This window comes from Streptomyces ossamyceticus (assembly GCF_001418475.1).
In the GTDB taxonomy this organism is placed as follows: Bacteria; Actinomycetota; Actinomycetes; order Streptomycetales; family Streptomycetaceae; genus Streptomyces; species Streptomyces ossamyceticus.
On record NZ_LIQX01000013.1, the window covers coordinates 1 to 8538 of the forward strand.

Here is an 8538-nt window from a genome sequence, read left to right on the forward strand (position 1 = left end):
TCTTCCGCCCCCCGAGCCGCAATCCCCGAGCGCCGAACCGCTGTCCCCGAGCCGCGCCCCCTGAACAGCGGCTCCCGACCGCAGACCACGGGCCTTCCCGTTCCCCCCTCTCTGCACCGGCCACCCGAACCCCGACACCCCTGACATGGCCGTTCGGTGTGCCCGTATGCCTCTCTTCCGCCCCTCTCACGGCACAGCTGTGCCTGGAACCAAGGAACCCGCCATGCGTAGAACCACCAGCCGCCGTCTCATCGCCACGGCCCTGACGACCGTCGTCGCCGTCGTCGGCACCGCCTGCTCCTCCGGCTCGGGCAGCACCGGTGCCGCCAAGGACGCGGACGGTGGCACGTACACGATCTGGGACCCGTACCCGCAGTTCGACAAGGGCTCGGCCTGGGCGAAGCTGCTCGACGACTGCGGCACCAAGGCCGGGGTCAAGGTCAAGCGGACCGCCTTCGACACCAGCGACCTGTCGAACAAGGCGCTGCTGGCGGCCCAGCAGGACAACTCCGCCGACGTGCTCATCGTCGACAACCCGGTGGTGTCGACGCTGGCCGAGGCGGGCGTCCTCACCACGACCGACGAGAACAAGCTGGACACCTCCAAGGCGGACCCGAACCTGCTCGCGGCCGGCCAGTCCGGCGGCAAGACCTACGGCACACCGATCGGTGCCAACACCCTCGCCCTCTACTACAACAAGGACGTGCTGAAGAAGGCCGGTGTGGACATCGCCTCGGTGAAGGACTGGAAGTCGCTGACGGCGGCGCTGGCGAAGGTGGAGAAGGTCGGCAAGAAGGGCATCACGTTCTCGGCGATCGGCACGGAGGAGGGCAGCTTCCAGTTCCTGCCGTGGTTCTGGGGCTCCGGCGCCCAGCTGACCGACCTCGACTCCGAGCAGGCCGTCTCCGCGCTGTCGCTGTGGAAGGGCTGGCTGGAGAAGGGGTATGCCCCCAACTCGGTCATCAACAACACGCAGACGACCAGCTGGCAGGAGTTCGCGAGCGGCGACTACGCGTTCGCGGAGAACGGCACCTGGCAGCTCGCCAATGCCGAGAAGGCGGGCTTCGACTACGGCGTCCTGCCCATACCCGGCTCCGGAGGCGGCAACGCCGCCGCCCCGACCGGCGGTGAGTTCGTCACCCTCCCCGTGCAGAGCGACACCGGCCGCTACGCCACCGCGCGGAAGCTGGCCACCTGCCTGACCAGCACACAGAACCTGCTCGACACCGACACCACCCTGTCCTACGTGGCGCCCACCGCCGAAGTGCAGGACAAGCAGGTCGCGGCCAACGCCCAGCTCAAGCCCTGGGTGGACGCGGTCAAGGCGGCCAAGGGCCGCACCAGCGACGACCTGGGCACCAAGTACCCGAAGATCTCCGAGCAGTTGTGGAAGGCCGTCCAGTCCGCCCTCAGCGGTGCCGGGTCGCCGAAGGACGCGCTGGCCAAGGCGCAGTCCGCCGCCCAGTAGACGGGAACGGCCGGTCCGCAGATGAACCACGTGACACAGATGCCGGATCGCCGGCCCGCACAGGTCCGTAAGGGGGCGGCGGCCACCGCCGCCCCCAGGCCGGCCGACGCGCGAGCACGGCGCCGCCCGACCTCCCCGCACTGGGCCGCCTGGGCGTTCCTCGCCCCGGTCACCCTCTACCTCGCGCTCTTCTACGCCTATCCGCTGTACCGCAACCTCGATCTGAGTCTGCGCGACTACACCGTCCGCTCCTTCGTCCAGGGCGACGCCCCGTTCACCGGCCTCGCGAACTACACGAAGGTCTTCGACGACCCGACGTTCGCGCCCGCCCTGCTGCACACCGTCGTCTTCACCGCCGTGTGCCTGGTCTTCCAGTACGCGATCGGCCTGGCCCTCGCGGTCTTCTTCCACCAGCACTTCCGGCTCTCCGCCACCCTGCGGGCACTGTTCCTGGTGCCGTGGCTGCTGCCGCTGATCGTGTCCGCCTCCACCTGGTCGTGGATGCTCAACAGCGACTCCGGCATCGTCAACGCGGCCCTGCACGCCGTCGGCGTCGGCCCGGTGAACTGGCTGACCTCCCCCGACTGGTCGCTCACCTCGGTGATCCTCGCGAACATCTGGATCGGCGTCCCGTTCAACCTGGTCGTCCTGTACAGCGGCCTGCAGTCCATCCCGGCGAGCCTGTACGAGGCCGCCGCCCTCGACGGGGCGAACGCCTGGCAGCGGTTCTGGCGGATCACCTTCCCGCTGCTGCGCCCCGTGTCGGCGATCACGCTGCTGCTGGGGCTGGTCTACACGCTCAAGGTCTTCGACATCATCTGGATCATGACCAAGGGTGGCCCCGCCGACTCCTCGACGACCTTCGCCACCTGGTCCTACCAGCTCGGATTCGGCAACCTCCTGCCCGCCTTCGGGCCCGGCGCGGCCGTCGGCAACCTGCTCGTCGTCGCGGCCCTGGTGTTCGGCCTGATCTACCTGAAGGTCCAGCGAAAGCAGGCACTGTCATGAACCGAAGCGCCGCACGCTCCTGGTGGAAGACCACCCTCGGCCTCCTCCTGACCGGGATCATGCTCTTCCCGGTCTACTGGATGCTCAACGTGTCCCTCACCCCCGAGCGGGACATGCGCAAGAGCCCACCGGACCTGTTCCCCGCGCACGGCACCCTGGACGGCTACCGCACCGTGCTGGACGAGCAGGTGCCGTACCTCGGCACCAGCCTCGTCGTCGGCCTGGGCACCGTCGTCCTCACCGTGGCCCTGGCCGCGCCCGCCGGGTACGCGCTGGCCAAGCTGCGCCCGCGCGGTGGCGGCATCCTCACCTTCCTGCTGCTGGCCGCCCAGATGATCCCCGGCATCATCATGGCGATGGGCTTCTACGCCATCTACCTCCAGCTGGGCATGCTCCAGTCGGTGCCCGGCCTGATCGTCGCCGACTCCACGCTCGCCGTCCCCTTCGGCGTGCTCATCTTCACCGCGTTCATGTCCGGCATCCCCGGCGAACTGCTCCAGGCCGCGAAGACCGACGGCGCCGGGGCGCTGCGCACCTTCGTGTCGATCGTCCTGCCGATGAGCCGCAACGCCGTCGTCACGGTGTCGCTGTTCGCGTTCCTGTGGTCGTGGTCCGACTTCGTCTTCGCCGGGACCCTCGTCAACGGCGGCGCCCACGAGCCGATCACGCTCGGCATCTACCACTACATAGGCAACAACAACCAGGAGTGGAACGCCATCATGGCCACCGCCGTCGTGGCCTCCCTGCCGGCCGCGGTCATCCTCGTCCTCGCGCAGCGGTACGTCGCCGCGGGCGTCACCGCCGGCGCGGTCAAGGACTGACCTCCCCCTCCTCCCCCCTCACGGCTCCACCGCCTCCCGGTGGCGGCGCGATCCCCCCTGCCCGAGAAACGAGTGACCCCCATGACCGCCGCACCGTCCGGCCCGGCCTTCTCCGTCCACGACATCCCCTTCAGCACGTACGGGTCCTGGTTCGGTATCTCTCCCGTGCTCGCGGAGAAGACGCGGTCCGAGGATCTCCACCTCGTCTCCCACCAGAACGGCATGCACGCCGTGCTGCGCCTGGTTCCCCTGGACCCGGCGACGGGCGACCGGGCCGACACCCGCGTCGAGGCGACCCCCGGCCTGCTCGCCTGGACCGGTCCGACCGGCCGCGTCGACCTCGCCTACCAGACACCGGACACCGTGCGGCTGCGGGGCGGCGGCCTCGCCCTCGCGCTCCGGGCGGCCGCCCCTATCCTCACCCCGTTCAGCGGCACCTACTTCTACCGGGAGCCCGGCGCCGACGCGTACGTCCTCACCTCGTACGAGACCGGGCGGCGCTACCGGATCACCGTCCTGTCCGGCACCGTCATCGAGGTGCCCGGCGCGCAGGCGCTGGGCGGCGCGGACCGCGGTGTCACCGTCGGCGCCGGGGCCGACGGGACCTGGGAGGTCGCCGTCGAGGAGTACGAGACCGCGCGCCGCCCCTACGCCTCGACCGCCGGGTTCGACCAGGTCGTGACGGCCGCGCGCACCGCGTTCGCCGCGTTCGCCGACCGCGTGGCGCCCTGGCGCTCGGCCGCGACCCCGGCCGCGGAACTCGCCGCCTACGTCCTGTGGTCGGCGACCGTCAGCCCACGGGGCTTCGTGACCCGGCCCGCGGTCCTGATGTCCAAACACTGGATGGACAAGGTGTGGAGCTGGGACCACTGCTTCAACGCCCTCGCCCTCGCCCCCGGCGCTCCCGACCTGGCCTGGGACCAGTTCTCCCTGCCCTTCGACCACCAGGACGAGGCCGGGGCCCTGCCCGACTCGGTCACCCACTCCGAAGTCCTGCACAACTTCGTCAAGCCCCCCATCCACGGCTGGACCCTCGGCCTGCTGCGCCGACGGCTCCCCGAACCGCTCACCCACGCACAACTCACCCAGGCGTACGGCCGGTTGAGCCGCTGGACGGACTTCTGGCTCACCGCCCGCCGCGCACCCGGCGCCGCCCTGCCCCACTACCAGCACGGCAACGACAGCGGCTGGGACAACGCCACCACCTTCGACCCCGCACGCGTCGTCGTCACCGCCGACCTGGCCGCCTTCCTCACCCTGCAACTCCGCGAACTCGCCTCGCTGGCCGATGAGTTGGGGCGGCCGGACGATGCCAGCCGCTGGACGCGGACGGCCGAGGAGACCCAGGCCGCGATGCTCGGCGACCTGTGGAAGGGCGACCGGTTCGCCGCCCGGTCGGCCGACACCGGCGAGACCTGGACCAGCGCGAGCCTGCTCGACCTCATGCCCATCGCCCTCGGGGAGCACCTGCCGGAGACGGTCGGCACCGTCCTCGCCGACCGGATCGGGACCCATCTCACCCCGTACGGCCTGGCCACCGAACAGCCCGACTCGCCGCACTACCTCCCCGACGGCTACTGGCGCGGCCCGATCTGGGCCCCCGCCACCGTCCTCGTCGAGGACGGGCTGCGCCGCGCCGGCCACCACCGGCTCGCCGACGAGATCAGCACCCGCTTCCGCGCCCTGTGCGAGACCCACGGCTTCGCCGAGAACTTCGACGCCCTCACCGGCACGGGCCTGCGCGACCGCGCCTACACCTGGACCGCCGCCGCCTACCTGCTCCTCGCCGAGGCCCACGAACTCCGGCACGCCCCACCCACCGAGCACCTCACCGGCTGAGGTCCTCGGCAAGACCCCTCACCCCGTCCGGACAGCACCCAGCCACGCCACTCCGCCCCCCACACCGCACCGCAGCGCACCACATCACACCAGGAGACCCACCATGCGCGACATATCCCCCTTGCCTCTCCTCTCGGCACGCACGACCAGAACCGCCCGGACGGGAGTCCGCTCGCGGACGGTCACGCTCGCGGCACTGCTCGCGTCGGTCGCCGCCACCGTCGTCCTGCCCGGCACCTCGGCCCAGGCCGCCGACACGACCGTCGCCGTGGACTTCGCCACGGTCGGCGGCGCCCCCACCTACCGGGCCTCGGGCACGATCTACGGGATGTCCGAGAACGGCTCGCTGCCGCAGGACCACTTCTACACGGACATCAAGTGGAGGTACATGCGGGCCGGCGGCGCCCAGTTGGACAACCCGGGAGGTTGGGTCGCGGGCAAGTACGACCGCCGCTGGAACTCCACCCTCGCCCAGTACAAGCGCACCAAGGCGCTCGGCGGGACGTTCGTCATACTGCCGCACGACCTGTGGGGCGCGGACGGTACCACCACCCCCACCTTCCCCGGTGACAACGGCGACTGGTCCCGCTTCGACGCCTTCTACGACCGTCTTCTCAGTGACGTGAAGGCGGCGGGGATGACGGACATCGAGTGGGACATCTGGAACGAGCCCGACTGCAGCCTGTTCTGGGGATCCGGCCAGCCCCAGTACCTGGAGATGTGGAAGCGCTCCTACCAGAAGATCCGGGCCGCGATCCCCGGCGCCGTCGTCGTCGGCCCGAGCACCTGCAGCAAGCCGTCCGCGAACAACACCTGGTGGAACACGTACCTCGACTACGTGAAGGCGAACAACGTCGCTCCGGACACCTACAGCTGGCACGACCTCCCCGGCGACCCGGTCACCGACAGCAACGCCGTGAAGTCCATGCTCTCGGCACGGTCGATGACGACGAGCCGGCCCTTCCAGGTCAACGAGTACGGCAACACCAACGAGCAGAACCCCGGCCGCGGCGGCTGGTACATCTCCCGGCTGGAGCGGGCCGGGGCGGACGGCCTGCGGGCCAACTGGGCGTCGGCCGCCAATCTGCACGACTTCCAGGCGAAGCTGCTGACGAAGACGGGCAGCCAGTACCTGCCGCTGGGCGAGTGGTTCTTGTACCGGTACTACGGCTCGCAGACCGGGAACGTCGTGAAGGTGACGCCGGGGACGAACACCGACGCGTTGGCGACGAAGGACAACTCCGCGCGCAACGCCAAGATCCTGCTCGGCAGCAACGGCAACACCGGCACGGTCACGGTCAACCTGGGCCGTCTCGACACCACCTCGGTGGTGGAGAACGGCAAGGTCCGCGCCGTCGTCCAGCGTGTACCGAACAACAACGGCGGAGCCGTGACCGGCCCGGTCACGGTCTCCGACCAGACCCTGACGGTCAGTGGTGACGCGGCTTCCGTGAACGTGCCCTGGACCGCCGCCGCCGACGGCTACACCGTCACCCTGCTCCCGCCGTCCGACACCACCGTCTCCACGGTCGCCGTGAGCGAGAACAGCGGGCAGTGCCTGGACGACACGACCTCAGCCAGGCCGACGGCACGCAGTACCAGCAGTACGACTGCGAGGGCGGCTACCAGCAGATGTTCGACTTCAAGCCGGTCGCCGGCAAGGCGGACACCTACACGGTGGTCAACCAGCACAGCGGCAAGTGCCTCGACGTCAACGGTGCCTCCACCACCGACGGCGCCGCCGTCATCCAGTACACCTGCAACGGTGCCGCCAACCAGCAGTTCCAGCTGCGCCCGGTGACAGCGCTCGGCAACGCCGACGACTACCAGCTGGTCGCCGTCCACAGCGGCAAGTGCGTCGACGTCAGCCAGATCTCCACCGCGGCCGGCGCGAAGATCCACCAGTGGCCCTGCGACGCGGCGAGCGCGCTGAGCACCAAGAAGAACCAGATCTGGCGCCTCCTCGGCAAGAGCTGACGCCTTCGGGGGGCCGCGGACGACGACCGCGGCCCCCCGAGCAACCGCGGCCCTCCGATCACTCGCGCGCGAGATTCCGTCGGTAGAGGGCGACGGCCTGCTCCGCCGGGAGGTTCGGGACGGTGACCGTCTTGCCGGTCTCCTTGGAGACCACGACATTGGCGCCGCCCGGTGGAGCGGGCAGCGGGCGGCCGGAGGGATCGGTGCGGGGCGGGAGGACCGCGTACACCAGATAGCCGACGTCGAACTCGTGGACGTGCAACTCGGCGGGGGAGCCGTCGGCCGACCGAGGCGGGGCGTACCGGGCGCGGACCAGCTCGACGGCCTGCTCCGGGGTGAGGGGCGGCGTGCCGGAAGCCATGGGTGTCGTCAGAGCCGGGCGGGAGCGCCGCCGAAGCCGATCTCGTTGCCGTCCGGGTCGTGGTACGTGATCTTGCGGACGCCGTTGGCGTAGGTCTCCCGGTTCGCGGGCTTCAGCCCCCGGTCCGTGATGCCCTCGACACGGGCGTCGAGGTCGTCGACGAACACGGTGTGCAGGGCGTGACCGCCGCGCCCCGGCCGGTGCTCGATGTACATGTACCGGTGCTCAGCCAGCTCCCACACGGCCTCCGTGTCGTTCGGGATGAACGTCGGCGGCGAACCGAACAGGCGCTCGTACCAACCGAGTGCCGCTTCGTAGTCGTTGACGAGGACGCCTGCGAACAGTTCGACGGACATGACGCCATGGTAGGGCCGCGGCGCTCTCCGGGCGGGGGAGGTGATCACCGCTCGCGTCGCCGCGCTCCGTACAATTTGGAGCCGAACGACATCTGAGATCCGATGTGCCCCATGGCGTCAAGGAGTGTGCCCGTGCCCGGCCAACGATCCATCACGCAAGCCGAGAAGCTCGCGGAGGCGAAGCTCGGGGGCATCCCCGTCCGTCACGAGCAGATGGCGGTCGTCGCCAACATCTACCGGGCCGCGTCGGCGGTGAGGCAGCACCTGGAGAACTCGGTGCTGCGCGGCGCCGACCTGACCTGGACGGCGTTCGTCGTGCTGTGGGTGGTCTGGATCTGGGGCGAGTCCGAGACCCGGCACGTCGCGGAGGAGGCCGGCATCTCCAAGGGGACGCTCACCGGGGTCTCCCGGACGCTGGAGAAGCGGGGGCTGCTGCGGCGGGCCGGGCACCCCACCGACGGCCGGCTGGTGCTGCTCAGCCTCACCGAGGAGGGCGAGGAACTGATGCGACGCGTGTTCCCCGCGTTCAACGAGGAGGAGGCCTTCGTCGCCGCGCAACTCGACGTCGACGAATGCCGCAGCGTCGCGGACGGACTGCGGCGCGTCGTCCTCCAGGTCGAGGAGCACGGCGAGGAGCGCCGCCTCGCCCTCCTCGACGGCGCGGCCCCGGCCCCCCGCCGCAGCGGCCGCCGCCCGCAGCCTTAGGGC

8 protein-coding genes are annotated in these 8538 nt (G+C 70.4%); 6 read left to right on the top strand and 2 right to left on the bottom strand.

Annotated features, from left to right (window positions below):
- The first annotated feature begins 223 nt into the window (after window positions 1–223).
- The 5 genes from AOK15_RS01415 to AOK15_RS46400 all read left to right on the top strand — a co-directional run bounded on the left by AOK15_RS01415 (window position 224) and on the right by AOK15_RS46400 (window position 7113).
- Window positions 224–1468, top strand: coding sequence for a sugar ABC transporter substrate-binding protein (locus AOK15_RS01415; protein WP_055511832.1), 1245 nt, complete (start codon window positions 224–226; stop codon window positions 1466–1468).
- 21 nt (window positions 1469–1489) lie between these two features.
- Entirely contained in the window at window positions 1490–2476 is a 987-nt protein-coding gene (locus AOK15_RS01420) for a carbohydrate ABC transporter permease (protein WP_055511834.1), read from the top strand.
- Window positions 2473–3297 carry a carbohydrate ABC transporter permease gene (locus AOK15_RS01425; protein ID WP_055511836.1) on the top strand — a complete coding sequence of 275 codons (825 nt, stop codon included), beginning with the start codon at window positions 2473–2475 and terminating at the stop codon, window positions 3295–3297. Before AOK15_RS01420 ends, AOK15_RS01425 begins: the two co-directional genes overlap by 4 nt.
- An 81-nt stretch (window positions 3298–3378) precedes the next feature.
- On the top strand, window positions 3379–5136 hold the full coding sequence (locus tag AOK15_RS01430; RefSeq protein ID WP_055511838.1) for an amylo-alpha-1,6-glucosidase: 1758 nt from the start codon (window positions 3379–3381) through the stop codon (window positions 5134–5136).
- A gap of 1632 nt (window positions 5137–6768) precedes the next feature.
- A complete protein-coding gene (locus AOK15_RS46400) occupies window positions 6769–7113 on the top strand; it encodes an RICIN domain-containing protein (RefSeq protein ID WP_240508258.1) in 345 nt (114 codons plus the stop codon).
- Between the two features lie 58 nt (window positions 7114–7171).
- On the opposite strand, the gene AOK15_RS01440 is transcribed toward AOK15_RS46400, so the two are convergent.
- Together AOK15_RS01440 and AOK15_RS01445 are read right to left on the bottom strand one after the other, a co-directional pair.
- Window positions 7172–7474 carry a hypothetical protein gene (locus AOK15_RS01440; protein ID WP_055511840.1) on the bottom strand — a complete coding sequence of 101 codons (303 nt, stop codon included), beginning with the start codon at window positions 7472–7474 and terminating at the stop codon, window positions 7172–7174.
- Window positions 7475–7482: 8 nt separating this feature from the next.
- Complete coding sequence (locus AOK15_RS01445) at window positions 7483–7830, bottom strand: VOC family protein (RefSeq protein ID WP_055511842.1); 348 nt, start codon at window positions 7828–7830, stop codon at window positions 7483–7485.
- 132 nt (window positions 7831–7962) lie between these two features.
- Between AOK15_RS01445 and AOK15_RS01450 the strand changes: the two genes are divergently transcribed.
- Window positions 7963–8535 (top strand): MarR family winged helix-turn-helix transcriptional regulator, encoded by a 573-nt coding sequence (locus tag AOK15_RS01450; protein ID WP_055511844.1) that lies wholly within the window; start codon window positions 7963–7965, stop codon window positions 8533–8535.
- Window positions 8536–8538 lie beyond the last annotated feature (3 nt).

Coding starts and splice junctions, on each gene's coding strand:
- AOK15_RS01415 (WP_055511832.1), top strand. CDS start 224: ATGCGTAGAACCACCAGCCGCCGTCTCATCGCCACGGCCCTGACGACC.
- AOK15_RS01445 (WP_055511842.1), bottom strand. CDS start 7,830: ATGTCCGTCGAACTGTTCGCAGGCGTCCTCGTCAACGACTACGAAGCG.
- AOK15_RS01430 (WP_055511838.1), top strand. CDS start 3,379: ATGACCGCCGCACCGTCCGGCCCGGCCTTCTCCGTCCACGACATCCCC.
- AOK15_RS01440 (WP_055511840.1), bottom strand. CDS start 7,474: ATGGCTTCCGGCACGCCGCCCCTCACCCCGGAGCAGGCCGTCGAGCTG.
- AOK15_RS46400 (WP_240508258.1), top strand. CDS start 6,769: ATGTTCGACTTCAAGCCGGTCGCCGGCAAGGCGGACACCTACACGGTG.
- AOK15_RS01425 (WP_055511836.1), top strand. CDS start 2,473: ATGAACCGAAGCGCCGCACGCTCCTGGTGGAAGACCACCCTCGGCCTC.
- AOK15_RS01420 (WP_055511834.1), top strand. CDS start 1,490: ATGAACCACGTGACACAGATGCCGGATCGCCGGCCCGCACAGGTCCGT.